This window comes from Pseudomonas putida, assembly GCF_028682395.1.
GTDB lineage: Bacteria > Pseudomonadota > Gammaproteobacteria > Pseudomonadales > Pseudomonadaceae > Aquipseudomonas > Aquipseudomonas putida_AB.
Genome location: NZ_JANHLC010000008.1, coordinates 255,111 through 276,082, shown reverse-complemented (window position 1 = coordinate 276,082; position 20,972 = coordinate 255,111). Strand labels below are relative to the sequence as shown.

Below are 20,972 nucleotides of genomic sequence, written 5' to 3'. Positions count from 1 at the left end.
TATCCGGAAAAATAACCAGGCATAAACGCCAGCGACGAGACAATTTTGCACAGTTATTTTTGAGCCAGAACACTAGAATGGCCCCTGTCCTTTTTGAGTCAGAGCTTCCATTTATGCCGGATTCGGTTAATACCTCCGTGCTGTCGGAGTTACCGCTGGAGGAGTTGGTGGCCTGCCATGAGTGCGATCTGTTGATGCGCAAGCCACAGCTCAGCGTCGGTGAGAAAGCTCAGTGCCCGCGTTGTGGTTACGAGCTCTACGCCCACCGGCATAATGTCGTCGAGCGCAGCCTGGCGTTGGTAGTCGCCGCGCTCCTGCTGTATGTCCCTGCGAACTTTCTCCCCATCATGCAGCTCAATCTATTGGGCCGTACTTCTGACGACACCGTTTGGAGTGGCGTGCTGGGGTTGTTCAATACCGGCATGCCGTGGATCGCAGTGGTGGTCTTCCTGTGCAGCATGGGTATTCCCTTGCTCAAGTTGCTTTGCCAGCTCGCGGTCCTGCTGAGCATTCGTTGGAATATCGGGCGAAGTTACGGCCTGCTGCTCTATCGCATTTATCACCACATGCGCGACTGGGGCATGCTTGAGGTCTATCTGATGGGGGTGCTGGTGGCGATTGTTAAGTTGGCAGACTTGGCCGAGCTCAGCCTTGGTCTCGGATTGGCCTGTTTTGTCAGCCTGCTGCTGGTCCAGATATGGCTGGAGGTGGTCATGTCACCGCACCAGATCTGGCAGGCGCTGTCAGGGGAGGATTGTCATGCGGGCGATTGATGCCGGGATCCTGATCTGTACGGAATGCCATGAGCTGAACCGACAGGAGGCCGATAGCGATGAGCAGGTATGCACCCGTTGCGGAGCGTTGGTGCATGCGCGGCGTCCCAACAGCCTTATGCGCACCTGGGCTCTGCTGGTCACTGCGGCGATTCTCTATATCCCGGCGAATATGCTGCCCATCATGACGGTCAGTTCGTTGGGGCAGGGTGAGCCTGACACCATCATGTCTGGTGTGATCACGCTGATGCAGCACGGGATGTACCCGATTGCCGCCGTGGTGTTTATCGCCAGTATCCTGGTTCCGACTTTCAAGTTGGTAGGCATTGGCCTGCTGTTGTTTTCGGTGCAGCGCCATCAACCGCTTTCTGCTCGTCAGCGGATTGTCATGTACCGCTTTATCGAATTTATCGGCCGCTGGTCGATGCTGGATATTTTCGTAATCGCCATCCTGGTGGCGATTGTCAATTTCGGCAGGATCGCCAGCGTCGAGGCCAACTTAGGCGCCGTCGCTTTTGCCAGTGTGGTGATTCTGACGATGCTTGCTGCAATCACTTTCGATCCCCGACTGATTTGGGATAACACGGAGTCGGACGACGACCATGACTGATTTGCCAACTGCTAGAACCCGCCCGGCCTCCAATTGGTCGGCTATATGGGTATTGCCGCTGATTGCCCTGATTATCGGTGGCTGGCTGGGGTGGCGTGCCTACAACCAGGCCGGCATCGAAGTGCAGATTCGTTTCGAAAGCGGCGAAGGCATCCAGGCCAACAAGACCGAGGTGTTCTACAAGGGCATGCCGATCGGCAAGGTCAAGACACTGACGTTGGATGATAAAGGTGATAACATGGGCGTCATCGCTAGCGTTGAGATCAACAAGGATGTCGAGTCCACGTTGCGCACCAATACTCGCTTCTGGCTGGTCAAGCCGAGCATCTCGCTCGTGGGGATTACCGGTCTGGAGACCCTGGTATCCGGCAACTACATTGCGGTCAGTCCTGGTGATGGCGAACCGACTCGCAAGTTCAAGGCCTTGTCCGAAGAGCCCCCGCTGTCCGACAGCAAGCCGGGGCTGCACCTGACGGTCAAGGCTGACCGTCTCGGTTCGCTGAACCGTGGTAGCCCGGTGTTCTACAAGCAGATCCAGGTGGGGGAGGTCAAAAGCTACCTGCTGTCCGAAGATCAGAACACCGTTGAGATCAAAGTCTTTATCGAGCCGGCCTATGCCAAGCTGGTGCGCAAGTACACCCGTTTCTGGAACGCCAGCGGTATCAGCATCGATGCGAACCTGTCGGGCGTGAAGGTGCGCAGCGAATCGCTGGCCAGCATCGTCGCCGGTGGTATCGCGTTCGCGACGCCGGAGAACCGCAAGGACAGCCCGCCCACCGACCCAAGCCTGCCTTTTCGCCTGTACGAAGACTTCGATGCCGCCCAGGCCGGGATTCGCATCAAGGTCAAACTCAGTGATTTCGAAGGCCTGCAGGCTGGCCGTACACCCGTCATGTACAAGGGCATTCAGGTCGGTAGCCTCAAGGCCCTCAAGGTTGACTCCGATCTTTCCAGTGCCAGCGCCGAGCTGACCCTCGATCCCCTGGCCGAAGACTATCTGGTCGAAGGCACCCAGTTCTGGGTGGTCAAGCCGTCGATTTCCCTGGCAGGCATCACCGGCCTGGAAGCTCTGGTCAAGGGTAACTACATCGCGATTCGCCCAGGCGACAAGGGCGCAGCGCCCAAGCGCGAGTTCGAGGCACGGGCCAAGGCGCCGCCGTTGGACCTGCGCGCCCCCGGCCTGCACCTGGTGCTGTTCACCGATAACCTGGGCTCCCTGGAAGTCGGTAGTCCAATCCTCTACAAGCAGGTCAAGGTGGGGTCGGTGCAGAGCTACCAGTTCTCGCGCACGCGCAAGCAACTGGTGATCGGTGTCCATATCGAGAAAGAGTACGAGGGCCTCGTCAATGGCTCGAGCCGTTTCTGGAACGCCAGCGGGATTACCCTGACGGGTGGCCTGACCGGTGGCATCCAGGTCAAGAGTGAGTCCCTGCAGAGCCTGATGGCTGGGGGGATTGCCTTCGAAACGCCGGAAGAAAAGGCCCCGCTGAAAAAACGCATCCCACGTTTCCGCTTGTACGCCAATCATGATGAAGCCAATCAACAGGGCGTACCGATCACCATCAAGGTCGATCGCGCCGATGGCTTGCGCAGCGGCACGCCGATCCGCTTCAAGGGCCTGGATGTCGGCAAGGTGGAAAGCGTCGACCTGAGCGATGACCTGCAATCGGTATTGCTCAGCGCGCGTATTACTGAAGTGCCGGAACGAATCGCCCGGGTAGGCAGCCAGTTCTGGGTGGTCAAGCCTGAACTGGGCTTGATGAAGACCTCGAACCTGGAAACCCTGGTGACCGGCCAGTACCTGGAGGTCCAGCCAGCCCTGAAGAACCAGGGCCCGCAGAAAAGCTTCGTGGCCCTCAAAGAGGCGCCGGATGCGGCGATCCCCGAAAGCGGCCTGAGCCTGACCCTCAGCGCTGCCCGTCGCGGTTCCTTGAAGGAGGGCGTGCCGGTCACCTACCGTGAAGTGACGGTCGGCAAGGTGACGGGCTACGAGCTGGGCGCCACGGCGGATCGGGTACTGATTCATATCCTGATCGAACCCCGTTATGCCCCGCTTGTGCGCACTGGCAGTCGGTTCTGGAACACCAGCGGTTTCGGGTTCGACTTTGGCTTGTTCAAGGGCGCGACGGTACGCACCGAATCGCTTGAAACCCTGGTCCAGGGCGGAATCGCCTTTGCCACGCCGGAGGGTGAGCGGATGGGCAACCAGGCCCGTGCGCAGCAGACCTTTGCGCTGTTCGACAAGTTTGAAGACGAGTGGCTGACCTGGGCGCCGAAGATCCCGCTCGGTAAATAGCGCCACTGCTGCAGAAAACCAAAAGGCCGCGATCGTGAGATCGCGGCCTTTTGGTTTTAGCCGGTGGGCATCAGACTTCGTCCAGCTCCGGCTCGTTTGCTTCGTGCAACAAGGGCTTCTTCAGCTCATCGTGTCGGCGGATGTATTTCCAGTCCGCTTCGTCGATATAGATGCCGTTCGGCCCGCTGCCGCCTTCCAGGTCGATGGCCACATGGGCCGAGACCTGGGGCTTGACGCTGGCCAGGATCGGCACAAAGCCCAGTTGCAGGCTGGTTTCCAGCAGGGCCGCCTGGTTCTTCTCATCGATATCGGCGGCTTCGTCGAGGTAGTAAGGCAACCGCACGCGTCCGGCCTGGTCGCGGTCCATCAGGTGCAGCAACAGGTACATGTTGGTCAGTGCCTTGATGGTCATGGTCGTGCCATTGGACGCCGCGCCATCGATATCCGTATGGATCACCGGTTGGCCGTTGACCTTGGTGATCTCGAATGCCAACTCGAACAGATCCTTGAGGCCCAACTGGTTGTGATTCGCCGCTACGAGGCGGGCCAGGTACTCCTTGGCTTCCTCGTTGCGGTTGTCCTGCTCGGCACTCTGGCTCAGATCGAACACCGACAGGGTCTCGCCTTCTTCGTATTGCCCGGCGCTGTGGATAATCTGGTCGATGTGCTTGAGGGCCTCCTTGTTCGGCGCCAGCACAATGCGAAAGCTTTGCAGGTTGGAGACCTGGCGCTTGTTGATTTCGCGGTTGAACAGGGCCAACTGGTGCTCAAGGCTGTCGTAGTCGCTGCGGATATTGCGCAGGGTCCGCGCGATGTCGGTGACCGCCGCACGACGTGCCTTGCCCAGCGTCAGGGCTTCATCGGTACGGTGTGCATAAGCGTTGATCAGCAGTTGCAGGCGTCGCTCGACATCGTCTTCGCTGTCGAACTTGGCCACGCCCTTGAGGCGGACCTGGGCATACAGCGCTTCGATCTGGCCGTCGTTGCGTTGCAGTGCCTGCCAGCTGTCCTGGTAGTCGTTGAGCAGCGGCAGCAGGTTATCCATGGAGTCGTCGACCGACTCCATAAAGGGCGTGCCGAATGGCAGGTCGGCCGGCAGCAGTTGGCGGCGGCGCAGGGCGTCGTCGAGGGTACGCTGCTTGGCTTCCATATCGCCCAGCTGGCGCGCGACCAGTTGCAGCTTCGCCGACAGTTGCTGGACGCGTTCGGTAAAGGCATCGCTGGAGCGCTTGAGTTCGTCCTGGGCCGCTTCCATCTGGGCGAGCTGTTCGAGCTTGTCGCCTTCCTCGGCCGCCAGGGTCTGGCTGCGACGGAAATCTTCCAGGGCCTTCTGGGCATCCAGCACCTGCTGGTAAAGCGCCTCGGTCTGGGTTTTGCTCGCCGCCCGGTCCGCCGCCACGGCTTGCTGGGTCTTGAGCTGCTTGAGTTCCTTTTCCAGGCGTTCCTTCTGGTCGCGCAGGGCGGCACGGTCGGCCAGGGCCTGCAACGCCGGTGGCTCGATATGTGACAGGTCGATGGACAGCCCGGGCACTTCAAAGCGCTCGCCCTTGAAGCCGTCGAGGATCAGTTCCATGGATTTTACCCACTCGCCTTCCTCGTCCAGGGCAATCCCGTGCTCGCCCAACGGCAGGCTGAACAGGGCGCTGTTGAACAGGCGCATCAGGCGTTCGACATCCTGCTGGGAAAACTCTTCGCGCAGGCGTGCATAGCTATTGTTGTCGGCGTGATCGAGCTGCTGTTTCACCGACTTCAGGCGCTTCTCCAGATCGCGCAGGCGCTCTTCCAGGTCTTCAGCGCTGAACTGGCGGGATTGGGCCAGGGCACCGGCCAGTTCGTCATGCGCGTCCTTGGCGGCCAGCAGTTGCTGCTCCAGGACCTTGACGTCCTCGACCAGGGCAAAGCGATGCTTGAGCACCGACAGCTCGCCGAGCCAACGCTGCAGCCCGCTGATTTCGCGCTCCAGGCGCATCAGCTCCTGGGTGCCGCCGCGCTGGTCGTTCTGCAGAGCATCCTGTTCATTGCGGTAGTGCTCGGACTGGATCAGCAACTCCTCTTTGCGGGCACCGGCGTAGTCCGACCAGGTGCCGAGCAGGGAATCCAGCAGGGGCGAAATACGGTGCAGCTTGCCACGCAGGATGTCGCGTTGCTGTACACCCGAGGCCAGGGCCTCGACCAGTGGGCCGGCGGCGACCAGCGAGTTGTAGTCTTGCTCCATGCGTCGTACATCGCGGAAGGCTTCTTCGCAGGCGGCGATATAGTCGACGCTGCCCGAGCGCAGGCTGTGTTCGAAAGCATCGAGGAACAGCTGCTTGAGTTTGGCTGCGGTGATCTCGCGCATGTGCAGCAGGTTGATAAACAGCGCGCGGAAGGTCTTCAGGCTTTGCTCGCTGGTGGAGCGCAGCGGGATCAGCGTCAGGTCCAGGGGGATCGAGGTGTGGCCGCCGACCAGCAAGCGTCGCAGCTCGTCAGGTTTGAGCTCGTAGGCCTTCAACCCTTGGCGCTCGAGGTTATTGAACAGCTCTTTTTGACGCAGGCAGGTGTCATCTTTCTGGTAGTGCGCCAGGTCGAGCTCGCCGGCATAGGCGAAGAACTGGTGGCCGAAACCGCCGCCCGGGCCGCGTCCGACCACGCCAATCACATGGGGGCCGTGGGGCAGGGCGACTTCGACGAGGATGTAGCTGGTGTCACTGGCGAAGTAGAAACGCCGCGACTGCTCGAGGCTGTACTTGCCGAAGCTCATGTCTGACATACGTGCCAGAATCGGGAATTGCAGCGCGTTGATCGAGGCCGATTTACCGAGGTTGTTCGCCCCGTACACCGACAGTGGATGCTCCAGCGGAAACAGGCCCAGGCTGTAGCCGGCCGTGTTCAGTAGGGCGAAGCGGCGAATACCGTAGCGTTCCTGGCTCATGCGTCGATCTCCTGTTGCTCGGCGGCAATCGCCCGGGCCAGGGCGTCTTCTTCACTTTCTTCGCTGGCGGATTCGAACTCGCTCAGGTCCAGCGGATCGTCGGTTTGCAGCAGTTTCTCGTCGCTGTCGTCGTCGATCAGCACGGGTGTCGGCAACGGCAGCACGCTGTGCAGGCTGGCGGCCAGATCGCGGTCCTGTTGGACCGACAGGCAGACATCGAGGAAGCGGTGCATCGGCGGCAGGAAGCGGTACACGCCATTGTCTTCGCCGGCGAACCCGAGCTGGGTCATGCGGCGCATGATTTTTTCTTCCAGTTCGTCCTGGGTGGTGACTTCGGCCTGGACGAACAGGTCGCGGTACTTGTCCAGCAGGGAGGGCAACTCATCGCGGCCCAGGCTGCCGCCGTCGAGTACGGCAATCGGGTCGCGGCCCTGGTCGGCCAGGTGCTCGACCAGGATAAAGGTGAACAGGGCCAGGCGCTGGGCGGTCTTGTTCACCTGGGCGGCGGCGTTGTCCGGGACAAAGTAGTAAAAGCCGCGGGTATCGCAGACCAGTTCAAACCCCAGGGCCTTGAACAGCGTGCGGTACTGGTCCTGGAAGTTCGACAGCTGGGCATAGAGCTCGGGATCGCGACGGCTGACGTGGTAACCCTTGAACAGCTCGCGAAAGATCGGCGCCAGCTGGGTCAGTTCGGAAAGATCAAGATGCATGGGCAGTGCTCGCGGAATTCTCGGGCGCAGGTTCTGTGCGCGAGAGCAGGGCGAAGGAGCACAGGCTGACCTGGTGCTCATGGGTGTGATAGTCGCGGCGTTCGAGACGCTCGCGCTGGAAACGTTTTTCCCGCGACAGGCGCGAGAACCAGTAGAGCAATTCGTCGGTGGCGCCATCCGGCTCCTGTTCCAGCAGCCAGCTCATCAGGTCCGGCATCGGCAGGGCGTCGGTGCAGCGTTCGAGCATTTCCTTGACCGTGCGCGGCGCCCGTGGGGTTTCGCCCCTGTGGGTCTTGTGCGCTTTGGGGAAGCGCGACGGCTTGGCCTCGAACCGCGCCAAGGCATAGACATAAGCCTCGACCTGGCCGGAGCTGCCGAGAAAGGTGCTTTGCGGGCGGGTGAACATCGGCATCGCCGCCTGTGGCACGGCATCGATGCCCTTGCGGCGGATCACCGACAGGGCCAGCGCGGCGCCGCGGGTCACGGCATTGTGCCGGCGGGCTTCTTCGCGCAGGGGCAGCAGCAATTCGCGGGCATGGCGCAGGGTCAATTGGGCGCTGGTCTGCATTTCGAGGATGCGCGCGTGGGTGCGCAGCAGCATGTCATCGTCCACCAGATGGCCCAGGCGCTGCTGCTCGCTGAGCATGCGCAGCAGGACATTCTCGACCTTGCGCACGCCCTGTTCGAAGGCGCCGTCGGCGTTGACCAGTTGGATCATCGGCTCGACGTATTCGTCCCAAGTCGCCAGGACCTCGGCGTAGCGCTGGCGCAGTGGAATCTGCCGGTCGCTGGTCTTGGCCCGTTCGGCCACGGCGACCAGGGCCTGCTCGTCGTTGGCGAGCTTTTTCAGCACATCGCGCACGCGCATATCGAGCAGGCGCAACTGGCGGGCCAGATCATTGCCATCACGAATGTCGAAGGCGTCCTGGATATACCCGGCCAGGCGTTCGAGGTGGCGCAGGTAGGCTTCGATTTCCAGGCAGAGGCCGAGGCGGTGCTCGCGACGCAGGTAGGCCAGGAAGTCGTGGATCTGTGCATTGAGCTCGAAGCGATTCGGGCTTTTCGCCACCGGTACGAGAATATCCAGGCGGATCCACACGTCGAGCAGGCTGGTGATGTCCTGGGGCGTGCTGTCCAGTTGCTGGGCCGCCAGCTGTTGGCGCAGCTCGCTGAGGCTCAGGGTGCCCTGGTCGAAGTGTTCGCACAGTGGTTCGAGTAATGCCCAGTGTTCGGCGAGGGCGCGCAAGACGCGCTTGGGTTCGATCATGGAGAAGGCCGGCTGGTTGGCGATTAAAAGCAGCGATTGTACTGCATGAAACGTAGGATTGAGCGGCATGGGTCAGTGCGAAAGGTTTCAGCCGATCAACTGCGGGCGCGAATCGGCGAAGGACGGTAGAATCGCTACCTTCAACTTATCCACAGATGGCCGCCCCTTGCTGATCGAGTCCCGCCGCCGTGCTTATCTGACCGCCATGCAGGTGGTTACCTGGCTTCCGCGTACCGAGTTGCCGTTCGCCGCGCCTTCGCGTCCGGAGTTGCTGGCCGCGCCCGAGCCATGGGTCGAGGTCCCGGTGGAGGCCACGCCGGCCCCTGCGTCGCCGCAAGCCCAGCCCGTGACCAAGCCGGTCGAGCGGGCGAAGATCGAGATCCCGCGGCCGTCAGTTCAACCCAAGGCGGCCGTAAAATCGGCGCCGCAGACTCCGGCCGAACCTGCGCCGGCCAAGGTGGTGCAGGCGCCACCGCCGCGTTTCGCTCTGCAACTGCTGCGGGCCGGGCGCTGCCTGGTGCTGGTGGAGTTACCCACAGGCGAAGGCTTTCAGACCCGCGACCCGGCCTATCTGTTGCTCAAGGACATGCTGCGCGCCGCCGGCCTGCCCGACAGCCCGCAGCTGGTCGGCGAGCCCGTGCGTTGGCCACTGCTGGTGCGCGGCACGCTTGACCAGGGCCCAGAGGCGGCCCGCGAGTTTGTCCAGGGCTTTGTCCAGGCGCGCCTGGAAGAAGGCGAGTGCGCCTGTCTGTGGTTGATCGGCCTACCGGCGGTGCGTTTTGCCGGCGAGGCCAATGCCGAATCCTACAACCGAGAGCTGCAGGTCGAAGGCCTGGGCTCGGCCTGGGCATTGCCGGGCCTGGAACTATTAATGGAAGAGCCACAGCGTAAGGCTGATGTCTGGCAAGCCATGCGTCGGCTGATGGCGCGCTGGAAAAGTATTGATGAGTGATGCAATAACCTTTCGCCTGATGACCGAGGCGGACCTGGATGCGGTACTGAAAATCGAATACGCAGCCTTCAGCCATCCCTGGACCCGGGGCATCTTTCTCGATGCCTTGAAGTCCTACAAGGTCTGGCTGATGTTCGACGGTGGCCAGCAGGTCGGCCACGGCGTGATCCAGGTGATCCTCGATGAGGCGCATCTGCTCAATATCACCGTCAAGCCGGAGAACCAGGGGCGTGGCCTGGGCATGCGGTTGCTGGAAGAGTTAATGGCGCGGGCCTATGAAATGGGCGGGCGCGAATGTTTTCTCGAAGTGCGGGCGAGCAATCCGGCGTATCGCCTGTATGAGCGCTACGGCTTCAATGAAGTGGGCCGCCGCCGCGACTATTACCCGGCAGTCGGCGGGCGCGAAGATGCGCTGGTCATGGCCTGTACCCTGGTCGACTAGTTTTCCGCGGCGGGCGCCTGTTCTGGCAACAGCCTCTAGCGTTTGCCATCGAGAGGATCGCGACGGGCCAGTTCGGCCTCATCCAGACCGTCGCCACCGCCAATGGCGTCAGCCTCGACTATGCTCAGGTCCCAGTCGGCCGGTTCGTTTTCTCCCGCTTCCCAGGCATCGCGCGCGCCGTCTTCGGGGATCAGCATTTCAGGATCGAGGTCGTCGCTGTTGGCTTCTTCCTCATCGCCGAGCGCACGTTTGTGTACCGGGGCCGCAGGTGGCTGCTGCCGGGCGCCGGGTTCCTGGGCATCGAAGTCCAGCTCGCGCAGGGAGCCCATGCGGTCTTCATTGTCATCGATCGGCTCGGGTTGGCGGGCCGAATAGGGGCGTCGTGATTCAGTCATGGCGATACCTCATCATCCAGGGAGGGGCTAATAGGGTGGACTGCGATCACCGCCGAAGATTCAGCGCATTTAAAGGCGTGACCCCGACCGGTGGTCGGTTGTCAAAGCTGCGCATCATTGACGAGGCTTCACAGCATGAGCGAACTACAAGAGCTGATTGATAACAACGAGCGTTGGGCTGATGCGATCAAGCAGGAAGATCCGGAGTTCTTTGCCAAGCTGGCGCGCCAGCAGACACCGGAATACCTGTGGATCGGTTGTTCCGATGCCCGGGTCCCGGCCAATGAGATCGTCGGCATGCTGCCGGGCGATCTGTTCGTCCACCGTAATGTGGCCAATGTGGTGCTGCACACCGACCTCAATTGCCTGTCGGTGATTCAGTACGCGGTCGATGTACTCAAGGTCAAACATATCCTGGTCACCGGCCACTATGGCTGTGGCGGCGTGCGTGCTTCGATGCAGGATCGCCAACTGGGGCTGATCGACGGCTGGCTGCGTTCGATCCGCGACCTTTACTACGAGCACCGCGAAGCACTGGGCCTGTTGCCTACCGAGGAGGAGCAGGTCGACCGGCTTTGCGAACTCAATGTGATCCAGCAGGTGGCCAACGTCGGCCATACCAGCATCGTGCAGAACGCCTGGCACCGTGGGCAGAGCCTGTCGATCCATGGCTGCATCTACGGGATCAAGGACGGTCGCTGGAAGAGCCTCAACGCGACCATCAGCGGTTTCGAGCAACTGCCGCCGCAGTATCGCTTGCGTCCTGCCGGCGCGCTTTGAGAGAAGTGATTCAATCGCGAGCCAGCTCGCTCCTATGGGTTGCTGACCCACTGTAGGAGCGCACTGGCTCGCGAGCCGTTACAGCCGCGGCAGCGCAGTTGTCGGTAGCGGTGCCGGCGCCTGCAATTGCTGGAGCCGCGCCTTGATCGGCGCCGTCGTGCACTGCTTGGCGGCCTCGTCCGGGGTCAACCCGCGAATCGAGACATAGAACAGCTCGCAGGTTTTCTCCTTGTGAGTGACCTGCCATTGCCCCATGCAGCTTTTCAGCCGCACACCCGGGTCCTGCTCAGGGCTCTGGCCCATCGCGGCCTGCCAGCAGGCGGCACTCAAATCCTCCCCCATCACTTTCAAGCCCGCGGCATCCGCCTTTTCCTCGCTGCCGTCGTAGTTGGCCGGGTCCGCCGCGTACCAGATATAGCTGGGATGGTTGGCGCCCAGCACCGCCACGCTTTGCCCTGCGCCCGGGTTGATCTGCGCCAGCCCGAGCACCGCGACCGTTGCCCCGTACTGCTGCTTGATCCAGCTGCGCACCGGTGCACCGAACGCGACCATTGGCAGGGCGGTACCCCGACTGGTGGTACTGACCTGCTCGACCATATGCCGCTGGTATTCAGTGAAGTAGCCGTAGACGCCCTCCAGCGCCTGGCCCGCATTGGACGGTGCAGCAATGGGCGCGATATCGATAATGGTCTGGTAGGCCGGGGTTTGCTCCAGGGCGATCCCGTTATCGTTGAGCAATTGCGCCCAGCGGTCGGTGGTGTTGGACTTCAGGTAGTCCTGGGCCTGGGTCAACGAATAGTCCGGGGGGAAGTGCAGCAGTTCGACGCTCTTGCGATTCTCCAGGGCCATGCCCAGTGGCAGGAACAGGTACCAGTTAAAGGCCCATTTCCCATCGGCGTTGAGCTGATGCGCCCCGGTATAGGCCAGATCACCGCTGTCGAGCAGTTGCAGCAGCGGTTTGCCGTAGCCAGCGGGCACACCGCTGATATGGGCGGCGACCTTGTTCTCCTTGATGCGCACGCTGACCTTGGCATCCGCATAGCCATCGCGCTGCACGCTTTGTTGCAGGTAGTGTTCGACCGTCCGTTCGAGCGTCCAGTCGCGGTAGCAGATGACGTTGCAGTTGTTGGGGTAGGCGAAGAGCCGCGTGACCCGTTCGCGATCGCCCAGTTGCAGTTGGCTATCGGCATGGGCAACGGCGCTGAAGGTGAGGGCGGCGAGGGCAACGGTGATGGTCAGTCGTATCGACATGCTGGGTTCCTTGTCAGCAGCTAAGGGGGAGTTGCAACCTTAGCGCTTGTCAGGCAAATGGCCAGTCAGGTTGGCGTTGGCGAGGCTCGGGACGTTGAAAACATGCAACAATGCCCGCCCTTTCAATGGTGACAAAGGATTGCCCCATGCCGTTTCCTCCCGATGAACGCCAGGCCCTGCTGGCCGTAAAAGGTGTCGGCCCTACCGTGGTGGGCCGGCTTGAGCAGATGGGGTTCGACTCGCTGGCTCAGTTGAGCGAGGCCGATGCCCTGGATATCGTGACTCAGGCCTCGGCGCTGGTGGGTTCCAGTTGCTGGAAAAATAGCCCCCAGGCCCGTGCCGCGATTCAGGCGGCCATTGCCCTGGCCAAATCCCGTTGAGCGATCGTGTCCGGTGAGTGGCCCGCCGAACTATGCCTACCAGGCGGCCTACCGCTATCTGCGTGGGCTGGTCGATTCGGCGCCCGCTGGGCATAAATTGCCGTCCTTGCGCCAGCTGGCGCGGCGCCTGGACGTCTCGGTGTCGACCACCAAGTACGCCTATGCCCTGCTTGAAGACGAGGGCCGGGTCGTGGCCAGGGCGAAATTCGGTTATTTCACCCGGGGGGCGGTCAGCGTGCCGCTTGAGCCAGGTTCAGGCGCATTGCTCGACCGGGTGTTCAGCAGCGCCCGCCAGCCGGGCATGCTCGCCTTGAGCAGCGATGCCCCCGCGCTGTTGTTATCCCTGGATAAACCCCTGCTGGCGCTGGAGCGGGAACTGCTGCGCCAGTATCCGCACGCCGCCATGCCGCTCTACCAGCCCTTGGGCGAGCCACCGCTGCGTGCGGCATTGGCCGAGCGCTATACCCGCTCCCTGGCCAATGCCTGGCAGGCTGAAGACGTGTATGTCGGCGCCGATCTGCGCACTGTTCTGGGGTTGGCACTCAAGGCCCTGGCGTTGGGCGATAGCGTGGCCGTAGTGGAGTCGCCCTGTTCCTGGGCGGTGTTGCGACAGTTGCAGGCCGCGCAGATCCGGGTGGTCGAGATCCCCCTGCACGCCTGCGGCCGTGTCGACCTGGCGCGCTTGCAACGCATCCTGCAGGATGAACCGGTGCGTCTCGCAGTGTTTTCCTCAACCTGGAGCAGTCCCCATGGCAGCGCGATGCCGGACGCCGACAAGCGTCAGATTGCGGCCTGGCTGACGCAGCGCGCGATCTGGCTGTTTGAAAATGACAGCTATGGCGAATTGGGTTTTAGCGCCGCCGGGCTGCGCTTCAGGGACTGTGTCGAACCCGCACGTGTGCTGGTGTTCGGCGCCTTCGACAAGCTGATCGGCGCCGAGGCGCCTTATGGCTATGTGCTGTGCCGAGGCCAGAATGTCGCGTTGCAGCGGGTGTTTCTCGAACAGGCGGCGCGCCTGTCGCCCAGCCGCCAGCGGGCCATTGCCCGGTTGTTCGGCTCGCTCCGATTCGAGGCCCATCTCAAGCAATTGCGCAGTCTGTTGCAGGCCCGTATGCAGCGCATGGGCGAGCTGCTAGCGCAACACTGTGCGCGGCAATTGCGGGTGGTTGCGCCGGTGGGCGGGGCTACTTTCTGGGCCGAGGCCATTGCGCCCGTGGAGATGCGCCAGGTATGCGAGCGGCTGCTGGCCCAGGGCATCGTGATTGCCCCGGGCGAATTGTTCAGTGCCCAGGGGCAGTGGCCCCGGCATCTGCGCCTGAGCTACACCCTCGACTGGCAGCAGGACATTGGCCAGGCCCTGGAATGCCTGGCGCGAGCCATCGATGCCGAGGCTCAACTCACCCCGTAGCAATGCTCCGATTGCGGAAAGTGGCCGTCGCGCACCTCGCGGGCAAAGGCGGCGCAGGCCTGGCTGATCAGGGCGCCGGCATCGGCGTATTGTTTGACGAAGCGAGGGACACACGCGCCGCCCAGGCCCAGGGCATCTTCGGTCACCAGGACCTGGCCGTCGCAGGCGGGCGAAGCGCCGATGCCGATGGTTGGCATGGGCGACAGCTCGGTGATCCGTCGGCCTAGCGCTTCGGCGACGCCTTCGAGCAGCAGGCTGAAGGCGCCCGCTTCCAGGTGCGCGCGGGCGTCCGCGACAATCCGGTCGGCCGTCGCGGGGTTCAAGCCCTGGGCCTTGAAGCCGCCCATCACATTCACGTACTGCGGCATCAGGCCAATATGGGCCATGACCGGAATGCCCCGGGCCACCAGAAACTCCACCGTGGGCGCCAGGGCCTGGCCACCTTCGAGCTTGATGGCGTCACAGCCGGTGCGGGCAAGCACTTGGGCACAGTGCCGGTACGCCAGTTCGGGAGATTCCTGATAGGTGCCAAACGGCATGTCGGCGATCACGCAGGCCAGACGGCTGCTGGCAACGACCGCGCGGGTATGGGCGATGGTTTCGGCCAGGCTCATATCCAGGGTCGAGGCGCGGCCATAGCCGACCATGGCGGTGGAGTCGCCGACCAGAATAAAGTCGACATGGGGATCGATCAGCCGTGCCATAAAGCTGGAGTAGGCAGTCAGTGACACGATCTTGTGTTGGCCTTTCATGGCCACCAGTTGTGGGATCGTCAAGCGGCGAGTGCGGGTGTGCAGGCTCATGGTGGTCTTCCTGGAGTGGGACGACCGTCGATTATTGGCATCCCGGCCGCAGACTCAATGCACAGATGGCCCGTTAAAACCAACCCAGAGCCTGGGGGGGGAGCGCCAGGAGCACGGCCTGCCAGCCTGGGCGAAAATACCGCTGAAATAATTGTGACTGAACCTTTCTCCTGGACCTTCAGAAAAGGTCGGCGGTGCCGATCTCAATGGCTGATTGCCGCAATCCTCCCTGCCCCCCGGTGCCACCATGTTCAACAAACGCTTGAAGCAGGAGCTGTCGGCTCTGCGCGAAGAACTGTCCAGCCTTCAGCAAGTGAAAGAAAGCCTGGAAAGCGAAATGCTCTCGATCACCCTCGATACCGATGGGCGTATTGAGTCGGTGAACGCCAATTTCACCCGCGAGATGCAGTACCAGGGCAGCGAGTTGATGGGCCGGCATCTCGATGAGTTCGTCCCAAGCTACCTGCGTCATTCCGACTTCCATCAGCGTTTCAAGCATGCCCTGGCCCGTGGCGAGCATTTTAGCGGGGCGATCCGCCTGCTGCGCAAGAATGGCCACGAGGCCTGGCTGCGTTCGATCCTGCAACCGATCCGCAACTCGGCCGGGCAGATCCTCAACTATTCGATCTACGCCGACGATCTGACCCGAACCATCGAGACCTCTCGTGAACACGAGAACCTGATCGGCGCGCTGTTGCGTTCGACCGCGGTGATCGAGTTCAACCTCAAGGGCGAAGTGCTGACGGCCAACGACCGTTTTCTCAATGGCATGGGCTACAGCCTGGCGCAGATTCAGGGCAAGCATCACCGCATGTTCTGTGAGCCGGCCGAGTACAACAGCGAGGCTTATCAAAACTTCTGGCGTCGGCTCAATAATGGCGAGTTTGTGGCTGAGCGCTTCAAGCGGATCGACAGCCACGGTCGTGCGGTCTGGCTGGAGGCGTCTTACAACCCGGTGCTCGACGCCAACGAAAAACTCTACAAGATCGTCAAGTTCGCCACCGTGATTACCGAGCAGGTCAATCAGGAAATGGCCGTCGCCGAAGCCGCGAATATTGCCTATAGCACCTCGTTGCAGACTGACAGCACCGCCCAGCGCGGTACCAGTGTGGTGACCCAGGCGGTGAACGTGATGCGCGACCTGGCCACGCACATGCAGCATGCCGGCCAGGGCATCGAGGCCCTCAACGAGCAGTCCCAGGTGATCGGCACCATCGTCAAGACCATCAGCGGGATTGCCGAACAGACCAACCTGCTGGCGCTCAACGCCGCCATCGAAGCCGCTCGGGCCGGTGAGCAGGGCCGCGGTTTTGCCGTGGTCGCCGATGAAGTCCGCCAACTGGCCTCGCGTACCAGCAAGGCCACTGAGGAGATTGTCGGTGTGGTCCGCCAGAACCAGGACATGGCCCGCGATGCCGTGGCGCTGATGACCGATGGCCAGATCCAGGCCGAACAGGGGCTGGCGCTGGCCGCGGAAGCGGGCACGGTGATTGTCGAGATCCAGGACGGGGCGAAAAAAGTCGTCAGCGCGGTCGGGCAATTCGCCAACCAATTGTCGAGCTGAGTCAGACATGCCCGGGCGGCGCCTGGACGCCATGGCCGGGCCGTCTTCGCGAAAGCGCCATTACCCGCGCAGTGCGCCGACGCAGCGGGTAAACTCCACACTTTTCACGAGGTATTTTCATGAGCCACTACCAGCCCGGCATCCTTGCCGCTCCCGTACCTGTGCAGGCCCGTCATCTGTTTTTCGACCTGGTCAGCAGCGAAGCCCTGCCGGCGGCGCTCGATGCGCTGACGCAGTGGCTGGATGGACAGAATGCTGTGGTCGGGTTTGGCGAGTCGCTGGTCACTGCCCTGGGCGCTCGGATCGAAGGCCTGCGTGCCTTCCCGATCATTACCGGGCCGGGTGTGGATAACCCGTCGACCCAGCATGCGCTTTGGTGCTGGTTGCACGGTGATGACCGTGGCGAGTTGCTGCTGCGTAGCCGCGCGCTGGAACTGGCGCTGGCACCGGCTTTGCGCCTGGTCCAGATGACCGAGGCGTTCCGGCACAAGAGCGGTTTCGACCTGACCGGCTACGAAGACGGCACCGAGAATCCGCACGACGAAGCGGCCATCGAGGCGGCCATTGTCGCTCAGGCTTTGCCGGGCCTGCAGGGCGGCAGCTTTGCCGCCCTGCAGCAATGGAAGCACGATCTGGACGGCTTTGCCGACATGCCCCAGCACGAGCAGGACAACATCATGGGCCGGCGCAAAAGCGACAACGAAGAGCTGGATGATGCTCCCGAGTCTGCCCACGTCAAGCGTACTGCCCAGGAAAGCTTCGAGCCCGAAGCCTTTGTGGTGCGCCGCTCCATGCCTTGGTCGAACGAGCAGGGCGCCGGTCTGTTCTTCCTGGCCTTCGGTCATTCCCTCGATGCCTTCGAGATGCAGCTGCGGCGCATGAGCGGCCAGGAAGACGGTATTGTCGATGGCCTGTATCGCTTTAGCCGGCCGCTGACCGGTGGCTACTACTGGTGCCCACCATTGCTGGACGGTCGCCTCGACCTGCGGGCGCTGTCGCACTGATCGCCCGCGTCTTTGTGCAGGGACGAGTACGCTCGCTCCTGCACAAGGGCTATGCCAGAATCCAGGCGACCATCACTCGTCAGGAGGACGACCATGACCCTGAGTTCACGCCCCGTGGCGCAGCAGGATATTGCCCGTATCTGTGGCTTTGCCCGCCATGAAGATGAATTGTATTTCTTCTTTCCCAAGGCCTCCTGGCCGCTGACCCCCGAGCAGTTGCAAGACTCCATTGCCCAGCGCGCCAACTCGACGGTGGTCGAGCGTGAGGGCGAAGTGGTGGGTTTTGCCAATTTCTATCAATGGGAAGAGGGCGGTGTCTGTTCGATCGGCAACGTGATCGTCGCGCCCGAACAGCGTGGACAGGGCATTGCCCGGTACCTGGTGCGCCAGATGATCCGCCAGGCCGTTGAGCATTACCGCGCCCGCGAGGTGTGCTTGTCGTGTTTCAACGAGAACGTCGCCGGGCTGCTGCTGTATCCGCAGCTGGGTTTTGTGCCCTACGCCATTGAAGCTCGCGTCGGACCGCAGGGGCAGCGGGTCGCACTGATCCAGATGCGCCTGGATGACCCGGCTGCCGCGGTCAGCGTCTTGGCGGCAGCGTCTTGAGTTCAACTGAAAAACTGCCAGCCCGGCGCAATGCCGGCTGGCGATCTGGCCGGGGAATTCGCACCTGAAGTCGCCGTCAACGAGGTGAAGGCGTGGCGCGCCGCCCAGGGTAAACCAGGCTTGAAACGGGTTCTTCCCGCCATCCCGGGCAACCCAGAAACAACAACGCCGATTGGATTGATGATGTGCGTGCGAACGCCCGTTCGCCAACGAAGTGGCTGACGTTGCGCGAGATTGCCCGGGTGAGGAACGACGCGCTCGTCGCGGCGGGTGGAATGATTGGCGCGGCCGGTGGTCGATCCTTCAAGGCCCGTTCGCGAGCCGTCGGCCCCTGCGACCGCTTGTCGTGCTGAAAGGGGCATCCATAGGCTTCGTTCTCAGGGCTCGAACATGCGCCTTCTTACCGTTTTGAGTTTCACGCTGTTAATGGCCGGTCACGCTGCGGCTGCCGATCCGCAACCAGCGGTGCAGGAACAGGCCCAGGAAAAGGCCGAAGTCCTGGAGCAAAAGGCGGCGGACAAGGAAAGCCCTCGGGCTGCGCCCCAGGCCGCCCCGATCAGCAAGACCGAGGTGCAGGCCGTTGACCCGGCTGGCCAAGCGCCGGTGGATGATGCGATCACCTGCCTGTCACGCACGATCTATTGGGAGGCCAAGGGCGGTGAGACCCGGGATATGGAAGCGGTGGCCAATGTGGTGATCAACCGATTGGGCCATGAAGGCTTTCCGGGCACCGTCTGCGAAGTGGTCAAGCAGGGCGCGGAGAAAAGCCCCTGCCAGTTCTCCTGGTGGTGCGATGGGCGCCCCGATCAGGTCGAGGAGGCGGACCGCTACACCATTGCCAAGGAAGTGGCGCGCAAGGCGCTGAATCAACAGCTGCCGGATCGCACCGACGGGGCCCTGTATTTCCATGATCGCAGTGTGGCGCCGGCGTGGGCCCGGGCGTATATCAAGACCACCCAGATCGGTGATTTTCTCTTTTACAAACCCAGGGATGTCGCGGCCCGCTAAGGCGTGAGCGTGGCGTTCCTGGCCGGTCGCACGCCAATCGCATCCGGCGTTATCTGGCATCGCCAAGTGCGATACCAGGTAGCTGGATTTATCGTTTGAATTGTGAGCACCGTTGCGGCAGCGCTGTATCCAGGCGCGGACTAGCTCACCTGGATGCGTGTGGTCAGTGCCATCAGATCCCGAGCCGAGCCCAGCAGGGTTTCGCTGTGCTGTTCAAGTGCCTGGGCGTAGTGGTAGTTGCTCTGCGCGATGGACTGGACGCCCAACACATGGCCGCCAATTTCGCTGCTGACCGCGCTCTGTTCGTGGGTGGCGGTGGCGATCAACTGGTTCATCTGGGTAATGGTCTCGATGCCGGCCGCCATGCGTGCCAATAGCTGCGCGGTGCGCTGGTTGCTGGTGACGCACTGCTCGACGCTGCTGCGACTGCTGTGCATGGCGCTTGCGGCCTCGCGGCTACCTTGTTGCAGGCGGTCGATAATGGCGCGGATATCCTCGGTTGAAGCTGCGGTTTTCCTCGATAGGTTGCGTACCTCATCCGCGACCACGGCAAACCCGCGACCGGCTTCGCCGGCGCGTGCTGCTTCAATGGCGGCATTGAGCGCCAGCAGGTTGGTTTGCCCGGCAATGCCTTGGATCACATCCAGGACCTGTCCGATTTGTTCAGCCTGTTCAGCCAAGGCCTGGACTTGATGGTCGCTGCGGTCGATCTGCGCCGCCAGGCGTGCGGTTTCTTCCAGGCCACCCTGGACCGCGTGGCTGCCGTCGCGGGCCTCGTCATTGAGCTGGCGTGCGCTTTGGGCGGCTGCTTCGGCGTGTGTCGCGACGTCCTCGATGGCGCTGCCCATCTGCTGCATGGCGTCGGTCATATAGCGGGTTTCGTCCAACTGCTGGTGCGAGCCCGTGCGCAAATACTGGGTGGTCTGCGCCAGCTCCTGACCCAGCGTGTTCAAACCCTGGGTATCGCGCGACACCACGGCCACCAGGCTGTCGAGTTGCTCGACAAAACGGTTGAAGCGCCGGCTCACCGGGCCCAGGTCCTGGCTGCGCTGGCTGAGGTCGACACGCTCCTCGTCGGTCATCTGGTTCACGGCCAGGAGCAGACTCTGCGCCTCGCAGGCTTCACGGTGGGCCTGGATGGCGAGATAGATCAGGATGACGGTTTCCAATACCACGTAGAAGGCATGCAGGAAAATGATCGGCCAGTTGCCCTCCGCATGGGTGATATGCACCCCGAAGCCGGCTTGCTGAAGGGCAAAGAAGGTCAGGTGATGCACGGCGATAAAGGCGGCGGCGACCAGGATCGGCAGCCAGTCCCGGTAGTAGACCAACACGGCCAACAGTACAAAAATGCCGAAGTGCATTTCGGTAGTGCCACCGGCCTGATTGATATGCAAGGCCGAGAACATCATGAAGGCCATGCCGACACAGCAGCGCAGAAGCCGGCGACCGGGTATCAGCGCATTGAGCATGTGCAGAACCAGCAGGGTGCCGCCACCCACCAGGAGCGCCTGGCCCCATGTGCCATTCCAGGCAGCCAGACCCAGGGAGTAAATGAACATCAGCCAGAGCACACCCAGCATGATGCGGTCAGCCTTGCGATAGTGGCGGTCGAGGCTGAAGGTTGAAGACGACATGGAATGAAATCCTGCGGGTGTTTATGTTGCTGTAGATCGACCGAGGCGAAGGCTCCCAGGGCGCTGGGCGTCACCTGGGGACGGTCGGCGAGAAGGGCAAGGATAGGGGGGATGGACATAGATAGCCACTCACAAAAAGCCCGCGCGGGGCGGGCTTTTTAAGGTGATTCAAGAC

19 protein-coding genes and 1 pseudogene are annotated in these 20,972 nt (G+C 62.2%); 13 read left to right on the top strand and 7 right to left on the bottom strand.

The features are described 5' to 3' along the window. Positions 1 to 113 precede the first annotated feature (113 nt). Genes NPS46_RS19500 through NPS46_RS19490 form a run of 3 tightly spaced genes read left to right on the top strand, consistent with a single transcriptional unit; the run spans position 114 to position 3,679 of the window. The gene (locus tag NPS46_RS19500) at positions 114 to 773 is read left to right on the top strand and encodes a paraquat-inducible protein A (protein ID WP_274110020.1); all 660 of its coding nucleotides are present in this window, start codon (positions 114 to 116) and stop codon (positions 771 to 773) included. Then, positions 760 to 1,383: a paraquat-inducible protein A gene (locus NPS46_RS19495; protein WP_274110018.1), complete on the top strand. Its 624-nt coding sequence runs from the start codon at positions 760 to 762 to the stop codon at positions 1,381 to 1,383. Before NPS46_RS19500 ends, NPS46_RS19495 begins: the two co-directional genes overlap by 14 nt. Continuing rightward, a complete protein-coding gene (locus NPS46_RS19490; RefSeq protein WP_274110017.1) occupies positions 1,376 to 3,679 on the top strand; it encodes a PqiB family protein in 2,304 nt (767 codons plus the stop codon). Before NPS46_RS19495 ends, NPS46_RS19490 begins: the two co-directional genes overlap by 8 nt. Before the next feature lie 70 nt (positions 3,680 to 3,749). Here NPS46_RS19490 and mksF read toward each other — a convergent pair whose 3' ends face one another. Genes mksF through mksB form a run of 3 tightly spaced genes read right to left on the bottom strand, consistent with a single transcriptional unit; the run spans position 3,750 to position 8,567 of the window. Then, a complete protein-coding gene (mksF, locus tag NPS46_RS19485) occupies positions 3,750 to 6,590 on the bottom strand; it encodes an Mks condensin complex protein MksF (RefSeq protein WP_274110015.1) in 2,841 nt (946 codons plus the stop codon). Beyond that, on the bottom strand, positions 6,587 to 7,300 hold the full coding sequence (mksE, locus tag NPS46_RS19480; RefSeq protein WP_274110013.1) for an Mks condensin complex protein MksE: 714 nt from the start codon (positions 7,298 to 7,300) through the stop codon (positions 6,587 to 6,589). Before mksE ends, mksF begins: the two co-directional genes overlap by 4 nt. Further along, positions 7,290 to 8,567, bottom strand: a complete 1,278-nt coding sequence (gene mksB, locus NPS46_RS19475) for an Mks condensin complex protein MksB (protein WP_274110011.1) — start codon at positions 8,565 to 8,567, stop codon at positions 7,290 to 7,292. The genes mksE and mksB overlap by 11 nt, the downstream gene beginning before the upstream one ends. A gap of 166 nt (positions 8,568 to 8,733) precedes the next feature. On the opposite strand from mksB, the gene NPS46_RS19470 reads away from it, so the two are divergent. Together NPS46_RS19470 and rimI are read left to right on the top strand one after the other, a co-directional pair. Then, the gene (locus NPS46_RS19470) at positions 8,734 to 9,519 is read left to right on the top strand and encodes an energy transducer TonB (protein WP_274110010.1); all 786 of its coding nucleotides are present in this window, start codon (positions 8,734 to 8,736) and stop codon (positions 9,517 to 9,519) included. Further along, entirely contained in the window at positions 9,512 to 9,961 is a 450-nt protein-coding gene (gene rimI, locus NPS46_RS19465; protein ID WP_274110009.1) for a ribosomal protein S18-alanine N-acetyltransferase, read from the top strand. Before NPS46_RS19470 ends, rimI begins: the two co-directional genes overlap by 8 nt. 35 nt (positions 9,962 to 9,996) lie before the next feature. On the opposite strand, the gene NPS46_RS19460 is transcribed toward rimI, so the two are convergent. After that, positions 9,997 to 10,356: a serine kinase/phosphatase gene (locus NPS46_RS19460; protein WP_274110008.1), complete on the bottom strand. Its 360-nt coding sequence runs from the start codon at positions 10,354 to 10,356 to the stop codon at positions 9,997 to 9,999. A gap of 135 nt (positions 10,357 to 10,491) precedes the next feature. On the opposite strand from NPS46_RS19460, the gene can reads away from it, so the two are divergent. Continuing rightward, complete coding sequence (can, locus tag NPS46_RS19455; RefSeq protein WP_274110006.1) at positions 10,492 to 11,136, top strand: carbonate dehydratase; 645 nt, start codon at positions 10,492 to 10,494, stop codon at positions 11,134 to 11,136. Between the two features lie 78 nt (positions 11,137 to 11,214). On the opposite strand, the gene NPS46_RS19450 is transcribed toward can, so the two are convergent. Then, the gene (locus tag NPS46_RS19450; protein ID WP_274110004.1) at positions 11,215 to 12,387 is read right to left on the bottom strand and encodes a hypothetical protein; all 1,173 of its coding nucleotides are present in this window, start codon (positions 12,385 to 12,387) and stop codon (positions 11,215 to 11,217) included. A gap of 146 nt (positions 12,388 to 12,533) precedes the next feature. Here NPS46_RS19450 and NPS46_RS19445 point away from each other — a divergent pair, with 146 nt between their 5' ends. Together NPS46_RS19445 and NPS46_RS19440 are read left to right on the top strand one after the other, a co-directional pair. Then, the gene (locus tag NPS46_RS19445) at positions 12,534 to 12,767 is read left to right on the top strand and encodes a helix-hairpin-helix domain-containing protein (RefSeq protein ID WP_274110002.1); all 234 of its coding nucleotides are present in this window, start codon (positions 12,534 to 12,536) and stop codon (positions 12,765 to 12,767) included. Positions 12,768 to 12,780: 13 nt separating this feature from the next. Further along, on the top strand, positions 12,781 to 14,175 hold the full coding sequence (locus NPS46_RS19440) for a PLP-dependent aminotransferase family protein (RefSeq protein WP_274110000.1): 1,395 nt from the start codon (positions 12,781 to 12,783) through the stop codon (positions 14,173 to 14,175). Here NPS46_RS19440 and panB read toward each other — a convergent pair. After that, entirely contained in the window at positions 14,160 to 14,978 is an 819-nt protein-coding gene (panB, locus tag NPS46_RS19435; protein WP_274109998.1) for a 3-methyl-2-oxobutanoate hydroxymethyltransferase, read from the bottom strand. The genes NPS46_RS19440 and panB overlap by 16 nt on opposite strands. A 247-nt stretch (positions 14,979 to 15,225) precedes the next feature. Here panB and NPS46_RS25445 point away from each other — a divergent pair. The 5 genes and pseudogenes from NPS46_RS25445 to NPS46_RS19415 form a co-directional block, all read left to right on the top strand. Continuing rightward, a pseudogene (locus tag NPS46_RS25445) lies at positions 15,226 to 15,948 on the top strand (PAS domain-containing protein); the annotation flags it as partial. A gap of 60 nt (positions 15,949 to 16,008) precedes the next feature. Continuing rightward, complete coding sequence (locus NPS46_RS25440) at positions 16,009 to 16,542, top strand: methyl-accepting chemotaxis protein (protein WP_425312765.1); 534 nt, start codon at positions 16,009 to 16,011, stop codon at positions 16,540 to 16,542. 119 nt (positions 16,543 to 16,661) lie between these two features. Then, the gene (locus NPS46_RS19425; protein WP_274109994.1) at positions 16,662 to 17,546 is read left to right on the top strand and encodes a Dyp-type peroxidase; all 885 of its coding nucleotides are present in this window, start codon (positions 16,662 to 16,664) and stop codon (positions 17,544 to 17,546) included. A 93-nt stretch (positions 17,547 to 17,639) separates the two neighbouring features. Continuing rightward, the gene (locus tag NPS46_RS19420) at positions 17,640 to 18,152 is read left to right on the top strand and encodes a GNAT family N-acetyltransferase (RefSeq protein ID WP_274109992.1); all 513 of its coding nucleotides are present in this window, start codon (positions 17,640 to 17,642) and stop codon (positions 18,150 to 18,152) included. Positions 18,153 to 18,542: 390 nt separating this feature from the next. After that, entirely contained in the window at positions 18,543 to 19,160 is a 618-nt protein-coding gene (locus NPS46_RS19415; RefSeq protein WP_274109990.1) for a cell wall hydrolase, read from the top strand. A gap of 140 nt (positions 19,161 to 19,300) precedes the next feature. On the opposite strand, the gene NPS46_RS19410 is transcribed toward NPS46_RS19415, so the two are convergent. Beyond that, a complete protein-coding gene (locus NPS46_RS19410; protein WP_274109988.1) occupies positions 19,301 to 20,797 on the bottom strand; it encodes a methyl-accepting chemotaxis protein in 1,497 nt (498 codons plus the stop codon). Between the last annotated feature and the right edge of the window lie 175 nt (positions 20,798 to 20,972).